Here is a 17,871-nt window from a genome sequence, read left to right as displayed (position 1 = left end):
CACCGAGGGCGGCCGCAACGGCAAGGGCGTGATCCGCGCCGAACTCGATATCCGCCCGGACCTGTGGTTCTTCGCCTGCCATTTCGAAGGCGATCCGGTGATGCCGGGATGCCTGGGCGTGGACGCGATGTGGCAGCTCGCGGGTTTCTACCTGCCGTGGCTCGGCGAACCCGGTCGCGGACGCGCGCTGGGCGTCGGCCAGGTGAAATTCAGCGGACAGGTCAACCCCGACGCCAAGCTCGTCAGCTACGAGATCGACATCCGCCGCGTCATGCGCGGAAAGCTTTCGCTGGTCATCGCCGATGGCCGCACGCTGGTCGATGGTCGCGAGATCTACGTCGCCAACGACCTGCGGGTGGGACTGTTCGGATCGACGGAGGGTTTTTGACGTGGCACAGGCATCGCACAAGCGCGTCGTCGTCACCGGCATGGGTATCGTGTCCTGCCTGGGCAACGACCAGTCCAGCGTGACCGCATCGCTGCGTACGTTGCGGTCGGGGATCCGCTTCATCCCGGAATACGCCGAACTCGGCATGCGCAGCCAGGTCGCCGGCGTCCCGGACATCGACCTGGAAGGCCAGATCGACCGCAAGCTCAAGCGTTTCATGGGCGACGCCGCCGCGTACAGCTACATCGCGATGCGTGATGCGATCGCCGATGCCGGCCTGCAGGACGAGCACGTGCACCATCCGCGCACCGGCGTCATCGCCGGCTCCGGCGGCGGCTCACCGTACTGGCAGATCGAGACCGGCGACCTGCTGCGCAATCGCGGCGTGCGCAAGATCGGCCCGTACATGGTTCCGCGCACGATGTGCTCGACGGTGTCGGCGAACCTGGCGACCGCGTTCGGGATCCGTGGCGTGAGTTATTCGATCTCCGCGGCCTGCGCGACGTCGGCGCACTGCATCGGCGCGGCCGCCGACATGATCCGCCACGGCATGCAGGACGTCGTCCTCGCCGGCGGCGGCGAAGAGGCGGCCTGGGGCATGACCTCGCAGTTCGATGCGATGGGCGCGCTGTCCACGCACCACAACGACACCCCCGCCACCGCCTCGCGGCCATACGATGTCGGCCGCGACGGCTTCGTCATCGCTGGCGGCGGCGGCATGCTGGTGCTCGAGGACTACGACCATGCCGTCGCACGCGGTGCGCGCATCCACGCCGAGCTTGTCGGCTATGGGGTGACATCCGACGGCGTCGACATGGTGGCGCCATCGGGCGAAGGCGCGGTGCGCTGCATGCAGATGGCGATGGCCGGCGTCGACACGCCGATCGACTACCTCAACACGCACGGCACCTCGACGCCACTGGGCGACCTGGTCGAGCTGGAAGCCGTGCGCGAGGCCTTCGGTGGACAGGTGCCGCCGCTGTCGTCGACCAAGGGGCTGTCGGGGCATTCGCTCGGCGCCGCCAGCGTGCAGGAAGCGATCTATTGCCTGCTGATGATGCAGGGCGGCTTCGCTGCCGGCTCGGCGAACATCGAGCAGCTCGATCCGCGTGCGGAAGGCTTCCCGATCCTGCGCGAGAGCCGCGACGCGCAACTGCGCACGGTGATGTCCAACAGCTTCGGATTTGGCGGCACCAACGGCACGCTGGTGTTCCGCAAGCTGGATTGACGCGTCGCGCGGTTGACCTGGGTCATGGACGCCGGTACGTGCCGGCGCGAGGATGCCCCGGTGGCCACTGATGGCCACATGAGGGAATCGACATGGCCACGAGAATCCTGTCTGTTGTCGCCACCGCGTTGCTGGCGGTGTCCGCGACCTCACTGGCGCAGACCCATGCGCACGACGTCGTTGTCGCGCCGTCCACCGGCACCGAAGCAGCGACGGCGCGGTGGAAGGCCGACCCGGCACTACGCGAGGGAATGGGCCGGATCCGGCGTGAAGTCCTCGGCCTGGAGCATTACCAGCATGGCCACATCGGTCCGCAGCAGGCGGTCGTGCTCGCCGGGGACATCGAGCGTGACGTCGGCTTCGTGGTGTCGCACTGCAAGCTCGCACCAAAGGCCGATGCCGCGCTGCATCCGATCCTGGCCGAGCTGATGCGGGGCGCGCAGGCGATCCAGTCAGACCCGGCCGACGTGGCGGCGATCGCGCCGATGCGTCTTGCACTGCAGCGTTATCCAGCGTTGTTCGATGACCCGGATTGGCAGATCGGAGCTGAGTAACCCCGTCCAGTCCTGCAACATCCTTATCCGGGCGCGACGTCGTACCAGCGGCCGTCCGCCAGCGTCGCCTCCAGGGCCGCGCTCCACGGTGCGATGTCGAGCTGCCGGCTGCGCAGCCAGTCCGGGTTGAACAATGTCCCGTCGTAGCGCTCGCCGCGATCGCACAGCAGGCTGACGATGCTGCCGCGCTGCCCGCGTGCATGCATGCGCGCGGCAAGTTGCAGGCAGGCGACGAGGTTGGTCCCGGACGAGCCGCCGTAGCGCCGGCCGAACAGGCGTTCCAGTTCCCATGCCGCGGCGATGGATGCCTCGTCCGGCACTTCGATGACGTCGTCGACGATGTCGAACAGGAAGCCGGGCTCGACGCCACTGCGGCCGATGCCCTCGATGACGGTCGGGCGACTGGCGCGGGCGGCGCGGTCGCCGCTGCGCCAGCCCTGCGCGAAGGCGCCGCCGGTCGGCTCGGCGACGCACAGCCGCGTGCGCAGGCCGCGATAGCGCACATAGCGGCCGATGGTCGCCGATGTACCGCCGGTGCCCGCACCACAGACGATCCATTCGGGCTCTCGATCCGCTTCCTGCTCCAGCTGCCCCAGGATCGATTCGGCGATGTTGTTGTTGCCGCGCCAGTCGGTCGCGCGTTCGGCCAGGCCGAACTGATCGAGGTGGCAGGCGCCGCGCGCGGCATGCCAGGCAGCACGCGCATGCACGTCGGCGGGGTCGTCGACCAGGTCGCACTGGCCGCCAAGCGCCTGCACGTCGGCGATCTTGCGTGGCGCGGTGCATGCCGGCATCACCGCGATGAAGTGCAATCCGAGCATCCGTGCGAACCACGCCTCCGAAATCGCCGTGCTGCCCGACGACGCGTCGACCACGGCCTGGCCGGCCTGCAGGCGTCCATTGCACAGCGCGTACAGGAACAGCGATCGCGCCAGTCGATGCTTCAGGCTGCCGGTCGGATGCGAGGACTCGTCCTTGAAGTACAGGCGGATGTCACGGAAGGCCGGGATATCCAGGTGCAGCAGGTGCGTGTCGGCCGAGCGCGCGGCTTCGCGGCGCAGCAGCAGCAACGCGTGGTTGCTCCAGGCGCGTGCCTGCGCCGCGCCGCCGGGTGTCGCGATGACAGGGTGCAGCGACGTCACTGCCAGCCCCCCGACAACAACGCCCGCACCCGGCGCTGGAGATGCTCGAAGTACAGGTCGATGTAGCTGATGCCGTTCTCGCGATCGATGAGGTAAGGGTTCATCAGCGTGTGGCGCAGGATCACCAGCCGATCCGCATCGCCGTCCGCGCCCGCGGTGGCGGACGGCAGGCCGGCTGCATCGAGGCCGATCGCGTCGAGGCCGATCGCGTCGAGGCCGATCGCGTCGAGGATGCGCTGCATCTGGCGCGGGCCCATCGCCTCGGCGCGCAGCGTGGTGACAGAACCGAAGAACTGCTTGAGCTGCAGCGGCTGGCGCGGGTCGCTGCGCAGCTCGTCGTGCAGCGCGCGCACGAAGGCGTTGGCGCGTGCGATGTCGGTGTTGCCGACCGGATTCAATGCCAGGCACACCAGGTTGCTGTCCGGTGCGAATGGCACCCTGGCGTGCACTACGTCGGCAACCTCGCGGGCGAACACCGCCGCACGCGCGTCGAATGCTTCGGCGGCGAGCACCGTCTGTCGCGGCAGCAGGCCGAAGTGCGCATGGTCCAGCGGCAGGACCTTGTGGGTGACGTAGACCGCGGCGGCGGCAGCGCCGGATTTCGAGCCTTCCGGGATGAACTGCCCCAGCTGCCGGTAGCGCGCCAGGTAGTCGTCGGCGGTGGTGCCGTGGAAGACGTAGTCGGCCGCCTCGGCAAGCAATGCCATCGGCCGGTGGTCGCGGGCGATGAAGGCGCCGGCGCCGTAAGGCAGGTAGCCCAGCTTGTGCGGGTCGACGGTGATCGAATCGGTGCGCGCCAGCGCCGCGAACGCGGCATGCACTTCCGGTTGCGGAAAGCGCCGGAAACCCTTGCCGACTTCATCGCGCGTGCGCAGGCTGCCATCGGCGTTGCGGAACAACGTCGCGAGGTAGCCGCCCCAGGCGGCATCGACATGTACGCCGAAGCCCAGGCCGCGCGACAGCCAGCGATCGCGCGCGTCGACGACCGCATCGACCGGATCCACCGTGCCGTATTCGGTCGTGCCCAGCACGGCGACGACCATGAGCACGGGCTGGCGCGTGCGCGCGCAGGCATCGAGCGCTTCGGCCAGTGCGTCGGCGTCCAGTCGCATGCCGCGCTCGGGCAGCAACTGCAGTTGGTCGCGGCCAAGCCCAAGCAGCTTGAGGCCCTTGCTCCAGGAGTAATGCGCGGTGATCGGCGCCAGCACCCGCGGCACGCGCAACGATGGATGCCGGGCATGGAATTCGACCAGGCCCAGATGCTCGAGCCGCTGCGCCTGCACGCGCTCGCGCCACTCGCGCCGCGCGGCGTTGTCCAGGCTGGCGAGCCACGCGGTCCATGCTTCCAGCAGCGCGATGCCGCCGTCGTGCCCCAGGTTGAATGCGGCCCAGTCGTCGTCCGGGAGCGTGAGATCCGGCACGTTCGCGGCACGCAAGGCCACCGGGAATGCCTTCAACGCCAGCGCCAGCCGCAGCGCCTGGTAATTGGCGAGCGTACCGCCCGAGGTGAGATGTCCGAATGCGCAGTCCACGCGCGTCGTGTCGTCGGGATAACCCAGCATCCGCGCCAGCTGCAGGCCGACCTGCACCTCCATGTCGACGGTGACGGGCGCCGCATCCTCGCTGACGTTGTTCGGGTTGTAGGGCAGGGTCAGCATCTGCGCCGCCAATCCAGGGATCAGCAGGTCCGACACCATGTGGCCCATGTAGCGCGGGCTGTGGAAGGGCACCGATTTCTTCAGCGCGGCGGACAGCTGGTGCAGCTCACGCCGCAGGCGCGCTTCGAAGGCCTGGTATTCCGGGTGTTGCGCGGCCGTTGTCGGGATCGCCGGCGGATCCTCGGGATGGAAGTTGCGGCGCCAGTACACGTGGTCGCGCAGGAATTCCACGACCAGCCGCTCGAGCATGCCGTCGTTCTCGGCGTATGGGCCGAGGAAGCAGGCGTCGAGCATGCGCCGCGCCGGATCCGCGGGATCGCCATCGGGCGCAGGCGACGCATCGCAACCCTGCGATGCGATCGTTGTCGTCGCCTGCGATGCGCCGTCACGCATGGTCATGGCCAGCCGGCGTCCGGGGCGCGGTCACGCGCGCTGGATGCGCTGGGCCGCTGCCGGACGCAGCTGCTCGGCAAACCCATGGTTGACGTCGCGATGCCCGGCCTCGTCGTTGCGCACCGCGAGCACGACGTCGCGCAGGCGTGCACTGGCAGGCAGGCGCCAGTACGCGATCGCGATCTGCGGCGCGGCGACGTTTTCCACGCGGCCGGAGTCGATCTCCTCCAGGTACTGGGTATAGCTGACGACGGCCTGCTCCTCGAAGTAGCCAACCAGTCGGTGCGCGGTGCGCGCCGAGACGATGTAGAGCAGCAGGAAAAAGGTGAAGAAGAACGCCTGCGCCACCAGCACCAGCGAGCGCTCCAGCCAGTTCGGCCGCGCGACCGCGATGAAGGTCATCAGGTGCATGCGCTCGTTCTCGGCTTCGTCCATCAACGTGCGGATCCAGCCTTCGTCATCGCGCATCCAGCGCAGGCAGCGCAGGTGGATCAGTGCGGCGCCGACCATGCCGGGCACGGCGGCGACGGTTTCCAGCACGATCGCGCGATTGCCGTAGCGCTTGGCGAAGAAGGTATCCGCGAGTAAGCGCAGGCCACGCGTGATGCCCAGCGCGACGTGGTCGGACCAGTCGCGCGCCGGTTGATGGATGTCCAGGGGGATCGCGGGATCGACGGGAAGGCGGGGGGTCATGTCTGTTCTCCGATGATGGCGCGGGCGCGCCCTTGCGCGACCGGCGGCGGACATGTGCGCTTTCGCATCCGGAGCCCGCATGCGCACTGTATGAAGTGGGTGAAGACGCGACCATGACCTGGGTCAAGCGTGATCGCCCGTGTGGCTGCGCGGCGCCGTCGTCCGGTGTCGCGTCATCCACGCGTGGCTTGCGCCGGTGCGCGTCGATGGCACAAGCTCGATGCATGTTGCCGATGGATGAATTGCCCGGACTGCTGGTGGCGCTTGGCGTCGGCCTGCTGGTCGGTGTCGAACGCGAGCGCAGCAAGGGCGAAGGCGCGACGCGGCGGGCCGCGGGCGTCCGCACCTTCGCGCTGATCGCGTTGGCGGGCAGCATTGGCGCGTTGGTGGGCGAGGTCGGCATGGCGGTCGGCGGCGCCTTCGTCGCGCTGGCCGCGCTGGCGAGCTATCGCCACAGTCGCAGCCAGGATCCCGGACTGACCACCGAAGTGGCGATGCTGGTGGTGTTCCTGCTCGGCGTGCTGGCGATGCGCGAGGTGGTGCTGGCCGCTGGCATCGGCGTCACCGTCACGATCCTGCTCGCCGCGAAGTCGCGGCTGCATCGTTTCGTCAGCCAGGTGCTGAGCGAGGAGGAACTGCACGATGCGCTGTTGCTGGCGGCCGCCGCCGCGATCGTGCTGCCGCTGTTGCCGGACCGCGCGATCGACCCGTGGCAGGTCCTCAACCTGCGGCAGTTGTGGACGCTGGCAGTGATCGTCATGGCGATCAACGCCGCCGGCCACGTGGCGCTGCGACTGTTCGGCGTGCGCCGTGGCCTGCTGCTTGCGGGCTTTGCCGGCGGCTTCGTGTCCAGTACCGCCACCATCGCCAGCCTCGGCTCGCGTGCGAAACAAGCACCCGCGCTGGCCACCGCCTGCGCGAATGCCGCATTGCTGTCCAACGTGAGCACGGTCGTGCAACTCGCCCTGTTGACCGGACTGCTGGCGCCCGATCTCCTGCGCGCGCTGGCCGTGCCGCTGATCGCCGCTGGCGTCGCCATCGTGGTGTTCGCGGCGGCCGCAGGCTGGCGAGGCCTGCGGCAGTCCGCGGACGCCAGCGTCGCCATCGGTCGCCCCTTCCAGCCCAGGCATGCGCTGGTGTTCGTGGCGGTCGTCGCCAGCGTCATGCTGTTGTCGGCGCTCATGCTGCAGTGGCTGGGTCCCACCGCACTCAACGCGACGCTGGCGGTATCCGGGATCGCCGACGTGCACGCCGCCGCGGTCGGCGCCGCGCGCCTGGTCGCGGTCGGGCGCATCGATGCGGCGGCGGCGGTCCCGGCGGTGCTGGCGGCATTCGCCACCAATTCCGCGTCCAAGCTCGTGTTCGCCTTCGTCAGCGGTGGCCGGCGTTACGGCCTCAGGCTGTTGCCGGGCATCGTGCTGATGGTGGCTGCGTTCGCGATTGCGGCATGGCTGCAGTGAGTCAGTGCGACAACATCCACCACCAGCCCAGCGGCTGGTGGCTGCGGGCGATCGAGTAGATCGTGGCGAACGTCGCCAGCGCCGCCAGGTAGGCCAGCAGGCGGCCACGCGGTGTCGTCGCCCGGTTGAGCGCGAACACGCCCAGCACGATGTAGAGCACGACGAGCGAGAGCTTCACGGTCAGCCAGCCATTCGCGAACATCGCCCCGGGCAGCAGCGTCAGCAACATCAGTGCCGCCGTCAGCAGCACGGTATCGACCGTGTAGCTGAGGTAGCGCACCGGCGCCGCCATCGCCCAGCGCGGCTTGCCGGCCTGCAGCAGCGCGCCACGCAGCGCGAACAACGTACCGCTGGTGGAGATGGCCGCGACATGCACCCACTTGATCTGCGGGTAGAAGGCCATCAGTGCGGATGCCTCGCTCATCCGGGCTTGCCATCCGCGCGTGGCGACAGGTAGATGCGGCCGATGCGTGCGACCCACGGCGCGAACGCCAGCAGCCAGCCGCACGCGGCGAGCGCCTGCCAGGCCATCGGGTCCGGCGCGATTTCCGCGATCACGCGAACGACCGCGACCAGCTGGATCGTGGCGAAGGCGAACCATGCGACCGGCGGCATGACCAGGGGGCGGCCGGAATGGCCCTGCGTCACCCGCGTCACCATCGCGACCAGCACGCTGGCGAAAAATCCGATGAACAGTGCGTGCGCCGGCGCGCGTCCGAGCCAGAACATCCCGGTCGCCGCATACGCGATCGACTGTGCCGAATACAGCGCGAATGCCACGGGCAACCACGCCAGGGCAATGAACAGCACCGCCAGGATCGCCGGCTTCGGGCCGCGCGGCCACCAGCGCACGAGCAGCGTCGCGGTCAGCGCGAGCAGCGGGAGGTCGGCCGACCACAACCAGCGGTAGCCATGCGTGAGTTCGAGGCCCAGGTGCAACAGCACCAATGCCCAGAAGACCGCCAGCACCCACAGCGGCCGCCACTGCCTGTAACCCGCCACGACGCTGCCCGCGAAGAACGGGAACATCCGGTGCGCCACCGTCACGAACACCGGCAGCAGCAGGCCGAAGCTGCCGATCTTGATGCTGGCGAATGCCCACAGCGGCGACGCACCGAGCAGGAAGCCGATCCACGCCAGCAATCCGATCCAACCCAGCAGCAGCGCCGCGAAGCACGAGCGCGCATGCCAAGTCGTGCCGGTCTCGCGCAGCAGCGGTTGCGCCAGCGCCAGCAGCCCTGCGCTCCATCCGGCGAGCGTCATGAAGGCGCCGACCACGATGCCGACGTCATTCGACACCGCGCCCACCAGCGTGGTCAGTTGCCCGCCGAACAGGCCGATCCCGACGGGCAGGAAGCGCCAGCGCGGAATGTCCGGCTGGCCCATCCAGCGCGGGAACGTCGTCAGCAGGAAACCGAAGAAGAAACTCGGCAGCACCTGGTATTGCATGACGAAGGCATGCAGCCAACCGGCGTAGGGCGATGGCTGGTGCAGGCCGAACAGCGGCCAGCGCGTGGTCAGCAGCCACGTCGCCCACCACGCCATCGCCAGCATCAGGTTGCTCGCGCCGATGAAGAACATCAGGCGATGCGGGGCCTGGCCCAGCATGCGCGGGCCCACGTTCACGGTCGTCGTTTGCTTCTGCATGGCATCAGTGTGTCGTCGCGACCGCAGGCCTGCCTTGACGCAGGTCAGCCGCCTGCCCGCCCAACAGGAAGGCGGCCATCGGCCGCCCCTTGTCTACAGCATTCGCGACAGGCTCTCAGGGCTGGACGTGATCCACGCCGCTGGCCGGCAGCTTCTCGCGCGTGGGCGCGATCCACAGCCGCAGCACGAACCACGCCAGCGACAGTGCGCCGATGCTGAAGATGGTGTCGCCGGGCACGCGCATCCAGATCAGCATGGCGACGATGGGCTTCTGCATGAACTCCGCCGAGCGCGCGTAGGCATAGCCATGCTCGATCGTCGCCAGCAGTTGCAGGATCCCCAGCGGCAGCAGGGTGAACACCGCCATCATCGACAAGCCGATGTTGAGCGCCCAGAAGGCGATCTTCAGCGGTCGCGCATCCCAGACCATCTGCCCACGCAGGCCGCGCAGGCAGAACAGCATCAGCGCGATGCCGAGCATGCCGTACACGCCGAACAGCGCGGTGTGGCCGTGCAGCGGCGTCAGGTTCAGGCCCTGCATGTAATACAGCGACAGCGGCGGATTGATCAGGAACCCGAACAGCCCGGCGCCGACCAGGTTCCAGAACGACACCGCGATGAAGAACATCACCGGCCAGCGGTAGCGCGCCATCCACGGCGTCGCCTGGCCGAGTTTCCAGGTGTGGTAGGCCTCGAAGCCGATGTAGGCCAGCGGCACCACTTCCAGCGCGCTGAAGCTTGCGCCCAGCGCCACCACCGAGATCGGCGTGCCGACGAAGTACAGGTGGTGCAGCGTGCCGAGCACGCCGCCGGCCATGAACACGATCGTCGCGAACAGCACCGTCGCGGTCGCGGTGGACGTCTTGATCAAGCCCAGGCGGGTGAAGATCAGCGCCATCACCGCGGTGGCGAACACCTCGAAGAAGCCTTCCACCCACAGGTGCACCAGCCACCAGCGCCAGTATTCGACTTCGGAGATGTGCGTGTGCTCGCCCCACATCAGCGCCGCGCCGAAGAACAGGCCGATGGCCGCGGTGGATGCGAACAGCAGCGCGACGATCGACTTGGATTCGGTCGCCGGGCCGCGCAGGATCGGCCACAGCGCGCGTCCCACCAGCGTGACCCACAGCAGCAGGCCCACGAACAGGTAGATCTGCCAGAAGCGGCCCATGTCGGCGTATTCCCAGCCCTGGTGACCGAACCAGAAGTTGTACTTCAGCCCGAGTTTCTGCATCACCGCGAACCACTGCCCGGTGAACGAACCCACGACGATCAGCAGCAGGCTGACGAACAGGAAGTTGACGCCGAACCGCTGGTATTTCGGCTCATGGCCGGATAGTGCCGGCGCGATGTACAGGCCGGTGGCCAGCCACGCCACCGCGATCCACAGCACCGCCAGTTGCGTGTGCCAGGTGCGCGAGAGCGAATAGGGAAGGTAATTGGACAGGACGAAGCCGTAGGCCTTCTGGCCTTCGACCTGGTAGTGCGCGGTGATCGCGCCGAGCAGGATCTGCGCCAGGAACAACGCCAGCACCACCCAGAAATATTTCGCCGTCGCGCGCATCGACGGGGTGATGCGCAAGGTCGCGAATGGATCGTTTGCCGGGATCGTGTGCGGCGCCTCTCCGCGCGCATGGGTCACCGCATGGTGCCAGCCGAGGATGGCGATGCCCGCGATCAGGAACAGCACGCTGAAGGCCGACCACGCCCACAGCGAGGGCGCCGGCGTGTTGCCGACCAGCGGTTCGCTCGGCCAGTTGTTGGTGTAGGTGACCTGCTTGCTGGCCACGTCGCCCGCTGCCGCCGCGGCGTCGCGCGGGCGCTCTGTGGTCGCGGCCCATGCGGTCCACCAGATGAAGGCGGTCAGCGCGCGCCGGTGTTCGACGGTGTCGACCGTCGAATCCTTCATCGCGTAGTCCTCGCGGAGCTTCGCAGTCGCCGGATCGTTGCCGAACAGGCTTTCGTAATGCGCCGCGACGTTGGACAGCGCCATGACGCGGTCCAGTCCAAGCGTGATCGTGCCGGCCGCTGGATCGTAGGTATTGGTGCGCATCACCTGCTGCAGGCGTGCGCGCAGGGCGCCCTGCTGCTCGGCGGGCAACTGTGCGTACGTGGCCATGCCGCCATCGCGTCGCGCCCAGATGTCGAGCAGTTCGGTCGCCTCGCGATGCAGCCAGTCCGCGCTCCAGTCCGGCGCGACATAGCTGCCGTGGCCCCAGATCGACCCCAGCTGCATGCCGCCGATCGATTGCCAGACCTCGCGGCCTTCCTCGATGTCCGCCTTCGTGTAGACGACGTTGCCGTCGCTCGCCAGGACCCTGTCGGGAATGGGCGGCGCGGCGCGGAAGATCTGCCCCCCCGACCACAACAGGACGGAAAACGACGCAAGCAGCAAGGCGGCAAGGCCCAGCCACAGCTTCCTGGTGTTGCTCATGGGAGATCTCCGGTGTGGATGGCCTGCATGGTCGAGCCGGGCCCGCATGGCCGCCATGATTCAGGTCAAGCCAGCCAACGGCCCCGCCCTGGCCGATGGAGCCCAGCTTGGCCGCGTGTCACCATTGACGCATGGCGACGCCCCTTGTTTTCGATCTGGTCCAGCTGCGGCGCGGGTGTACGCAGTGCACGCTGCGGCAGTTGTGCCTGCCCGCGGGCATTGCGCCGGCGGATTTATCGCGGCTGGACGAAATCGTCCGGCGACGCCGCGCAGTGCAGCCGGGTGAGCGCCTGTTCCGCCCCGGAGATTCCCTGGAGTCCGTCTATGTCGCGCGCGATGGCGCCTTCAAGACGATCAGCACCAGCGAGGATGGCGAGGAGCAGATCATGGGCTTCCACCTGCCCGGGGAGCTGATGGGCCTGGATGCGCTGGGCTCCGGCGCGCACCGTTGCGAGGCGGTGGCGTTGACCAGCGCGAACGTCTGCGAAGTCCCCTTCGACGACCTGACCGCCATCGCCGCGATGTTGCCCAGCCTGCAGCAGCAATTGCTGCGGGTCATCGGCCAGAGCGCGGATCGCGACCATGACCACATGGAAATGCTCGCCAAGCGCCAGGCCAACGAGCGCATCGCGTTGTTCCTGCATGGGCTGGGTGAACGCCTGCACCACATCGGCATGTCGCGCAGCGACATCCGCCTGCCGATGAGCCGGGAGGACATCGCGCGTTTCCTCGGCCTTGCCCTGGAAACCGTCAGTCGCGGCTTCGGCCGGCTGCAGGATGACCGGGTGATCGCGGTGCAGGGGCGGCACGTGGAAATCCTGGACAGCGTCGAGCTGGCGCGCCTCGCGCATGGGCAGGAATCGCCGCCTCCGCAACACCGCATGGGACGCGGCGCGCGCTGAGCGACTCAGTGCGGCGCCGGGCGACAGCCCAGCGCCGCCAGCGGGCCATGCAGGGCGGGCATCTGCATCAACCATGGTGCCGACAGCGTCACCAGGCCGGCGAACAACACCAGCGAGCCGGCCGCCATCCGCCAGCCACCGCGTTGCAGGCGCTGCCCGATCCGCGCGCCGGACCAGGTCAGCGGCAACATCACCGGCAGCGTGCCCAGGCCGAATGCCGCCATGGTCGCGGCGCCGTTGACGGCATCGGCCTGCAACCAGGCCGCCGCCAGCAAGGTGGTGCTCAAGCCGCAGGGCATCCAGCCCCACAGCATTCCCAGTGCGAGCCGTCGCGGCGTGGTGTTGGCCGGCAACAGGCGCCGCTGCAGCGGCCGCAGGCGTTGCCACAGCGCACCGCCGCCGCCAGCGAAGAACGACAGCCGGCCGCGACGATCGAGCAGCCGCAGCGCCGCGACCACGAGCACGGCCCCGACCGCCATCCGCAGGCCCAGGGCGAGCCATTCGCTGCGGGCAACGCGCAGCACGCCGCCGCCCAGGCCGCCAGCCAGCGCGCCCGCCGCGATGTAACCCAGCACGCGTCCCAGGTTGGGTTCCAGCGCCTGCCGCCAGCCCGTGCGCGGAGCCATCGCGGAGAAACCCGTCGCGATGCCGCCGCACATCGCCGCGCAGTGCACGCCGCCCATCAGGCCTGTCAGCGCGGCCGCGCCCAGGGTGAGCCAGTCAATCGGCACGGCTGCGCCCCGGCGGCTGGTCGTGCTCGTCGTCGACGAGGATGTCGAGCGCCGGCGTGTCCAGGTCGTCGAACTGGCCACGGCGCACGGCCCACACGAAGGCCCAGATCGCCACGCCGAGCAACAGCAGGCTGATCGGTACCAGCAGCAACAGGATGTTCATCGAGCGGGCGCCCGCGTCAGCCGCAGTGCGTTGGCGGTGACCGTGAGCGAGGACACGGCCATGCCGAGTGCCGCCATCCACGGCGTCACCATGCCGGCCGCCGCCAGCGGCACGGCCAGCAGGTTGTAGGCGATCGCCCAGCCGAGGTTCTGCGCGATCACGCGCTGGCTGCGGCGCGCCAGCGCGATCGCCTGCGGGATCCGTAGCAGCCCATCACCGGTCAGCACGAGGTCCGCCGCGCGTTGTGCCAGTGCGGCGCCGGCGCCGATCGCGATGGAGACGTCGGCGCCGGCGAGCACCGGCGCGTCGTTGATGCCGTCGCCAACCATCGCCACGATCCGTCCGCGCTGTTGCAGCCGGCGCACCGCAGCCAGCTTGTCCTCGGGTGTCTGTCGCGCGCTGGCGTCGGCGATGCCGACTTCGGCGGCAAGCCGCGACACCGGCGCGATGGCATCGCCGCTGGACAGGTGCAGCTGCAGGCCCAGCCCGCGCAACGCGTCGGCCATCGCGCCCGCATCCGCGCGCCGGGACTCCCGCACCAGGAAGCGCGCGACCGCGTGCGCGCCATCGCCCAGCCAGATCGCGTCGTCATCGGCACGTCCGGCGGCGAACCCGGCATGCCCCAGCCGCCATTCGACGCCATCGATGCGTCCGCGCACGCCGGTACCGGCGATCATTTCAACGTCGGTGGAGATCGATGCGTCCGCCGCAGTGTCGATGCCGGTGAAGGCCGCCGCCAGCGGATGGCCGCTGTCGCGCTCCAGCGCGGCGGCGATGCGCAGTGCCGTGTCGCGATCGAAGCCGTCGAAGGTGCTCACGTCGACCAGCGCGGGCACGCCGTCGCTGAGCGTGCCGGTCTTGTCGAAGACCACGTCGGTCGCGCGTGCCAGCCGCTCCAGCGCCTCCGGGCGCACCGCCAGCACGCCGATGCGGGCCAGGGCGCCATGTGCGGCAGCCAGCGCGGCCGGCACCGACAGCGACAGCGCGCACGGGCAGCTGATGACCAGCAGGGCGAGGGTGACCTCGAACGCGCGCCCGGGCTGGTACCAGTGCCAGCCCAGCCAGGTGGCTGCGGCGACCAGCAGCAATGCGGCGACGAAGCGGCTGGCGACGCGATCGGCCAGCAGCGCCAGCCTGGGCCGATGCGACTGCGCGCGCTCGACCAGGGCGGTGAGTTGCGACAGGCGGGTGGCGGCGCCGACATCGGTGACGCGCATGCGCACGGGGCGGTCGCGGCAGATGGTGCCGGCGAGGATGCGCTCGCCGACAGCCTTGTCGATCGGATGCGATTCGCCGGTGAGCAGGGCTTCCTCGAATCGCGCCGCACGGTCCAGCAGGACGCCATCGGCGGGGACGATCTCGCCCGCGGCCACGCAGGCGACGTCGCCGGCATCGAGCGCGGACAACGCAATGGATTCGCGCCGGCCATCGGCGAGCTCGCGCGTCGCCAGCGCGGGACGCGCCCGCGCCAGCGCATCGACCTGGGCGCTGGCGATGCCGCGCGCGCGTTGTTCGAGCATGCGCGCCACCAGCAGCAGGAACACGAACATCACCGCGGCGTCGTACCAGACGTGCGGACCGCCGCGCAGGGTCTCGACCAGGCTCGCCAGGTACGCCAGCAGCGTCGATCCGGCGATCAGCGTGTCCATTGCCGGCCGGCGATGGCGCAATTCGCGCCATGCGCCCGCCAGGAACGGCCAGCCGGAATAGAACACCACCGGCGTGGAGACCAGGAACGTCACCCAGCGCAGGAAATCGCGCGTCGGCAACGGCATCTGTCGCGCGGTGTCCAGGTACAGCGCCTCGGCGAACATCATCGCCTGCATCGCGCCAAGGCCGGCGATTCCCAGGCGCAACAGCCATCGGTTGCGTTCCTGCCGGCGCCTGTCTTCGTGCGCGGTGCCGGTGGCGAGGTAGGGCCGATAGCCCAGCGCGACGAGGGATCGTAGCGGTCGCGACAGGCTCGTCCGCGCCGGATCCCAGGCCAGGCGGATGCGGCCCGTCACGGCATTGGCGCTGGTTTCCAGCACGCCGGGCTGGCGGGTCAGCGCGCGGTCGATCAGCCATGCGCATGCGGCGCAGCGCATGCCGTCGGCGAGCAGGGTGATCTCGCGACCGCCATCGATCGCGCGTGCGTGTCCGGCGAGCAGGTCTTCGCGATCCCAGACGCCCAGATCCACCGCTGCGGCATCGACGCGACTGGCGTTGCTGCTGCGCAGGCGGTAGTAGTCGCCGAGATCGGCATCGCCGATCCATTGCGCCGCAGCCGCGCAGCCCTCGCAACAGAAGGTTCGCGGCGCCTGCTCGAAGACCATCTCGACGCCGTTCGCCGCCGCCTCGCCGCAGTGGTAGCACGTCGCTTGCGTTGCCTGCAGCGCGCTGTCCGACACCGCGTCGATGGCCAGGGCCGGCACTGCCATCACCTCAATCCGGCGCCAGTCGCGGTGCGAGGCGCACCGCGCGCTGCTGCCGGGGCAGGCGCCCTTCGATGCGCCAGCTGCCATCGGCGGGCGACAGTCGCACGATCCAGTCGTGGCTCGCATCCACGGCGGTCATCGCCTGCCAGCCATTGGTGGATGGCTTCAGGGCAAGTTCGCGATCGGATGCGGCACGCGCGGGGTGGCGCAGCGACAAGCGCAATCCGGCATGCCGATCGAAATCACCGGTCACCGGGATGACTTCGACACTACGCGCGCCGACGTGGAACACCGCGCTGAGCTGACGCTGCTGCGCAACCGTGTCGGGCCCGAGGTCGGCCACCTGGATCTGGCCGGTCTGCTGCACCGGATCGGCGACCAGGTCGTTGTTGCCGCTGCTGCGCGCCGCCGCGAACAGCAGCGCGAACGCTGCCACCACGGCCGACAGCGGCAACGCGACCAGCAACCACACCATCGGCTCACGCCAGGGTGAACGCGTCTTGTCCATCACATTGGTCCGAAGAAACTGCTGTCGACGACGGCGCGCAGGCTGCCGTCCAGGGAGACGACCATGAACCGCACCGCATGCCGTCCGCGGACGCTGTCGGGCGCTTCCAGCGTGATCGGCTGCGACACCACCGAACCGGCGCCCACACGGATCGTGCTGGCGGCGTGCTCCAACTCGACGCCGGGCGGCGCATTGTCGAGCGTCAGGCGATAGGTCTGCGGACGGTCGGTCTTGTTGACGAGCTTGAGCGTGTAGCTGTTCTCGATCTCGCCGTCGCCGGCGTCGCGGTACAGCGCATTGCGGTCGCGCAGCACTTCGGCGATGAGCATGCTGCGGTGGGTGACGCCCCAGCTCCAGCCCAGCACCAGTGTCGCCAGGATGGCGCCATACACGATGATGCGCGGTCGCAGCAGCCGCGTCGGCTTGCCATCGATCGCATTCTGGGTGGTGTACCGGATCAAGCCCTGCGGATAGCCCATCTTGTCCATGACGTCGTCGCAGGCGTCGATGCAGGCGCCGCAGGCGATGCACTCGTACTGCAGGCCATTGCGGATGTCGATCCCGGTGGGGCAGACCTGCACGCAGATCGTGCAGTCGATGCAGTCGCCCAGTGCATCGATCGGGAATTTCGGCAGTGGCTGCGCCTCCGCGGCGGCCGTGTCGAAGGTGATCGTGCCGCGCGCCTGCAACCGGTTGTCCGCGGCGGTCGGATGCTGCGCGGCGCGGAAGACGTAATCGTAGGCGGTGATCTTGTCGAGCAGGCCGCGGGCGCGCTCGAGCACGCTGGGCAGGCCGCGCTTGCGCGGGCCGCGCGGTTCGCCGCGCATCGGATCGTAGGCGATGATCAGCGTGTTGCGATCGAACATCGCACTCTGGAAGCGCGCGTACGGGCACATGTACTTGCACACCTGCTCGCGCAGGAAGCCGGCATTGCCCCAGGTGGCGAATGCGTAGAACAGCACCCAGAAGGTTTCCCAGCCGCCCCATTGCAGCGCCAGCAGGCGCGCGCTGAGTTGCGTGATGGGCGTGAAGAATCCGACGAAGGTGAAGCCGGTCCACAGCGCGAACACCAGCCACAGCGTGTGCTTGGCGCCCTTGCGCAGCAGCTTGGTGGCGCTCCACGGTGCCGCGTCGAGCTTGATGCGCCTGGCGCGGTCACCCTCGGTCCAGCGTTCCATCCACAGGAACACCTCGGTCCACACCGTCTGCGGGCAGGCATAGCCGCACCAGAGCCGGCCGGCCAGCGCGGTGAAGAAGAACAGCGCCAGCGCCGCGATGATCAGCAGCAGGGCCAGGAACAGGAAATCCTGCGGCCAGAACGTCAGCCCGAACACGTGGAACTTGCGCGCGGGCAGGTCGAACAGCACCGCCTGGCGGCCGTCCCAGCGCAGCCACGGGAATGCGTAGAACATCCCCAGCAACCAGATCACCGCGGCGATGCGCAGGTTCTGCAGGCGTCCGGCAACGTCGCGCGGATAGACCTTCTTTTCGCTGGCGTACAGCGAGCCGGCCTCGGGGGCCAGCACTTCAATGGGGATGCGGCGGCTCATCGT

General features: G+C 69.0%; 16 protein-coding genes (1 of these 16 running past the window's edge). 5 read left to right on the top strand and 11 right to left on the bottom strand.

Annotation, left to right across the window (positions count from 1 at the left end):
• From fabA to GST15_RS07435, 3 genes are all read left to right on the top strand, one after another.
• A protein-coding gene (fabA, locus tag GST15_RS07445) for a 3-hydroxyacyl-[acyl-carrier-protein] dehydratase FabA (RefSeq protein ID WP_159016633.1) crosses the window boundary here: on the top strand, positions 1-388 show its 3' portion. The gene continues 104 nt to the left of window position 1, outside the view; 388 of the gene's 492 nt are visible here — the last part of the coding sequence; the start codon falls outside the window, past its left edge; it ends in the stop codon at positions 386-388.
• 1 nt (position 389) lies between these two features.
• Positions 390-1,616 carry a beta-ketoacyl-ACP synthase I gene (gene fabB / locus GST15_RS07440; protein WP_267902546.1) on the top strand — a complete coding sequence of 409 codons (1,227 nt, stop codon included), beginning with the start codon at positions 390-392 and terminating at the stop codon, positions 1,614-1,616.
• Between the two features lie 92 nt (positions 1,617-1,708).
• Positions 1,709-2,170: a DnrO protein gene (locus tag GST15_RS07435; protein WP_159016632.1), complete on the top strand. Its 462-nt coding sequence runs from the start codon at positions 1,709-1,711 to the stop codon at positions 2,168-2,170.
• Between the two features lie 23 nt (positions 2,171-2,193).
• Here GST15_RS07435 and GST15_RS07430 read toward each other — a convergent pair whose 3' ends face one another.
• Genes GST15_RS07430 through GST15_RS07420 form a run of 3 tightly spaced genes read right to left on the bottom strand, consistent with a single transcriptional unit; the run spans position 2,194 to position 6,056 of the window.
• Positions 2,194-3,303 (bottom strand): PLP-dependent cysteine synthase family protein, encoded by a 1,110-nt coding sequence (locus tag GST15_RS07430; RefSeq protein WP_159017097.1) that lies wholly within the window; start codon positions 3,301-3,303, stop codon positions 2,194-2,196.
• Positions 3,304-3,308: 5 nt separating this feature from the next.
• Entirely contained in the window at positions 3,309-5,369 is a 2,061-nt protein-coding gene (locus tag GST15_RS07425) for a pyridoxal phosphate-dependent decarboxylase family protein (RefSeq protein WP_233263100.1), read from the bottom strand.
• A 24-nt stretch (positions 5,370-5,393) separates the two neighbouring features.
• Positions 5,394-6,056, bottom strand: a complete 663-nt coding sequence (locus tag GST15_RS07420) for an alternative oxidase (RefSeq protein WP_159016631.1) — start codon at positions 6,054-6,056, stop codon at positions 5,394-5,396.
• A gap of 233 nt (positions 6,057-6,289) precedes the next feature.
• Between GST15_RS07420 and GST15_RS07415 the strand changes: the two genes are divergently transcribed.
• A complete protein-coding gene (locus tag GST15_RS07415; RefSeq protein ID WP_199268731.1) occupies positions 6,290-7,516 on the top strand; it encodes an MgtC/SapB family protein in 1,227 nt (408 codons plus the stop codon).
• Between the two features lies 1 nt (position 7,517).
• Here GST15_RS07415 and GST15_RS07410 read toward each other — a convergent pair whose 3' ends face one another.
• From GST15_RS07410 to GST15_RS07400, 3 genes are all read right to left on the bottom strand, one after another.
• Entirely contained in the window at positions 7,518-7,940 is a 423-nt protein-coding gene (locus GST15_RS07410) for a SirB2 family protein (RefSeq protein ID WP_325064767.1), read from the bottom strand.
• A complete protein-coding gene (locus GST15_RS07405) occupies positions 7,937-9,163 on the bottom strand; it encodes an NnrS family protein (RefSeq protein ID WP_159016629.1) in 1,227 nt (408 codons plus the stop codon). Before GST15_RS07405 ends, GST15_RS07410 begins: the two co-directional genes overlap by 4 nt.
• A 115-nt stretch (positions 9,164-9,278) precedes the next feature.
• Positions 9,279-11,597: a nitric-oxide reductase large subunit gene (locus GST15_RS07400; RefSeq protein WP_159016628.1), complete on the bottom strand. Its 2,319-nt coding sequence runs from the start codon at positions 11,595-11,597 to the stop codon at positions 9,279-9,281.
• Positions 11,598-11,728: 131 nt separating this feature from the next.
• Between GST15_RS07400 and GST15_RS07395 the strand changes: the two genes are divergently transcribed.
• Positions 11,729-12,499 (top strand): cyclic nucleotide-binding domain-containing protein, encoded by a 771-nt coding sequence (locus GST15_RS07395; RefSeq protein ID WP_159016627.1) that lies wholly within the window; start codon positions 11,729-11,731, stop codon positions 12,497-12,499.
• Positions 12,500-12,504: 5 nt separating this feature from the next.
• On the opposite strand, the gene GST15_RS07390 is transcribed toward GST15_RS07395, so the two are convergent.
• The 5 genes from GST15_RS07390 to GST15_RS07370 are packed head-to-tail and all read right to left on the bottom strand — an operon-like array spanning position 12,505 to position 17,868.
• A complete protein-coding gene (locus tag GST15_RS07390) occupies positions 12,505-13,230 on the bottom strand; it encodes a sulfite exporter TauE/SafE family protein (RefSeq protein WP_159016626.1) in 726 nt (241 codons plus the stop codon).
• Positions 13,220-13,393: a cbb3-type cytochrome oxidase assembly protein CcoS gene (gene ccoS, locus GST15_RS07385; protein ID WP_159016625.1), complete on the bottom strand. Its 174-nt coding sequence runs from the start codon at positions 13,391-13,393 to the stop codon at positions 13,220-13,222. Before ccoS ends, GST15_RS07390 begins: the two co-directional genes overlap by 11 nt.
• On the bottom strand, positions 13,390-15,813 hold the full coding sequence (locus tag GST15_RS07380) for a heavy metal translocating P-type ATPase (RefSeq protein WP_159016624.1): 2,424 nt from the start codon (positions 15,811-15,813) through the stop codon (positions 13,390-13,392). The genes ccoS and GST15_RS07380 overlap by 4 nt, the downstream gene beginning before the upstream one ends.
• A gap of 4 nt (positions 15,814-15,817) precedes the next feature.
• Positions 15,818-16,318, bottom strand: coding sequence for a FixH family protein (locus GST15_RS07375; protein ID WP_159016623.1), 501 nt, complete (start codon positions 16,316-16,318; stop codon positions 15,818-15,820).
• Positions 16,318-17,868 carry a 4Fe-4S dicluster domain-containing protein gene (locus GST15_RS07370; RefSeq protein WP_159016622.1) on the bottom strand — a complete coding sequence of 517 codons (1,551 nt, stop codon included), beginning with the start codon at positions 17,866-17,868 and terminating at the stop codon, positions 16,318-16,320. The genes GST15_RS07375 and GST15_RS07370 overlap by 1 nt, the downstream gene beginning before the upstream one ends.
• Positions 17,869-17,871 lie beyond the last annotated feature (3 nt).

Origin of the sequence: Cognatiluteimonas profundi (assembly GCF_009792795.1) — a bacterium.
Taxonomy (GTDB): domain Bacteria; phylum Pseudomonadota; class Gammaproteobacteria; order Xanthomonadales; family Xanthomonadaceae; genus Cognatiluteimonas; species Cognatiluteimonas profundi.
This window is presented reverse-complemented; position numbering and strand designations above follow the sequence as displayed.

What these genes read in the sequence shown, in the direction of transcription:
- GST15_RS07435 (WP_159016632.1), top strand. Translation starts at nt 1,709, where the DNA reads ATGGCCACGAGAATCCTGTCTGTTGTCGCCACCGCGTTGCTGGCGGTG.
- GST15_RS07425 (WP_233263100.1), bottom strand. Translation starts at nt 5,369, where the DNA reads ATGACCATGCGTGACGGCGCATCGCAGGCGACGACAACGATCGCATCG.
- GST15_RS07420 (WP_159016631.1), bottom strand. Translation starts at nt 6,056, where the DNA reads ATGACCCCCCGCCTTCCCGTCGATCCCGCGATCCCCCTGGACATCCAT.
- GST15_RS07415 (WP_199268731.1), top strand. Translation starts at nt 6,290, where the DNA reads ATGGATGAATTGCCCGGACTGCTGGTGGCGCTTGGCGTCGGCCTGCTG.
- GST15_RS07410 (WP_325064767.1), bottom strand. Translation starts at nt 7,940, where the DNA reads ATGAGCGAGGCATCCGCACTGATGGCCTTCTACCCGCAGATCAAGTGG.
- GST15_RS07405 (WP_159016629.1), bottom strand. Translation starts at nt 9,163, where the DNA reads ATGCAGAAGCAAACGACGACCGTGAACGTGGGCCCGCGCATGCTGGGC.
- GST15_RS07400 (WP_159016628.1), bottom strand. Translation starts at nt 11,597, where the DNA reads ATGAGCAACACCAGGAAGCTGTGGCTGGGCCTTGCCGCCTTGCTGCTT.
- GST15_RS07395 (WP_159016627.1), top strand. Translation starts at nt 11,729, where the DNA reads ATGGCGACGCCCCTTGTTTTCGATCTGGTCCAGCTGCGGCGCGGGTGT.
- ccoS (WP_159016625.1), bottom strand. Translation starts at nt 13,393, where the DNA reads ATGAACATCCTGTTGCTGCTGGTACCGATCAGCCTGCTGTTGCTCGGC.
- GST15_RS07380 (WP_159016624.1), bottom strand. Translation starts at nt 15,813, where the DNA reads ATGGCAGTGCCGGCCCTGGCCATCGACGCGGTGTCGGACAGCGCGCTG.
- GST15_RS07375 (WP_159016623.1), bottom strand. Translation starts at nt 16,318, where the DNA reads ATGGACAAGACGCGTTCACCCTGGCGTGAGCCGATGGTGTGGTTGCTG.
- GST15_RS07370 (WP_159016622.1), bottom strand. Translation starts at nt 17,868, where the DNA reads ATGAGCCGCCGCATCCCCATTGAAGTGCTGGCCCCCGAGGCCGGCTCG.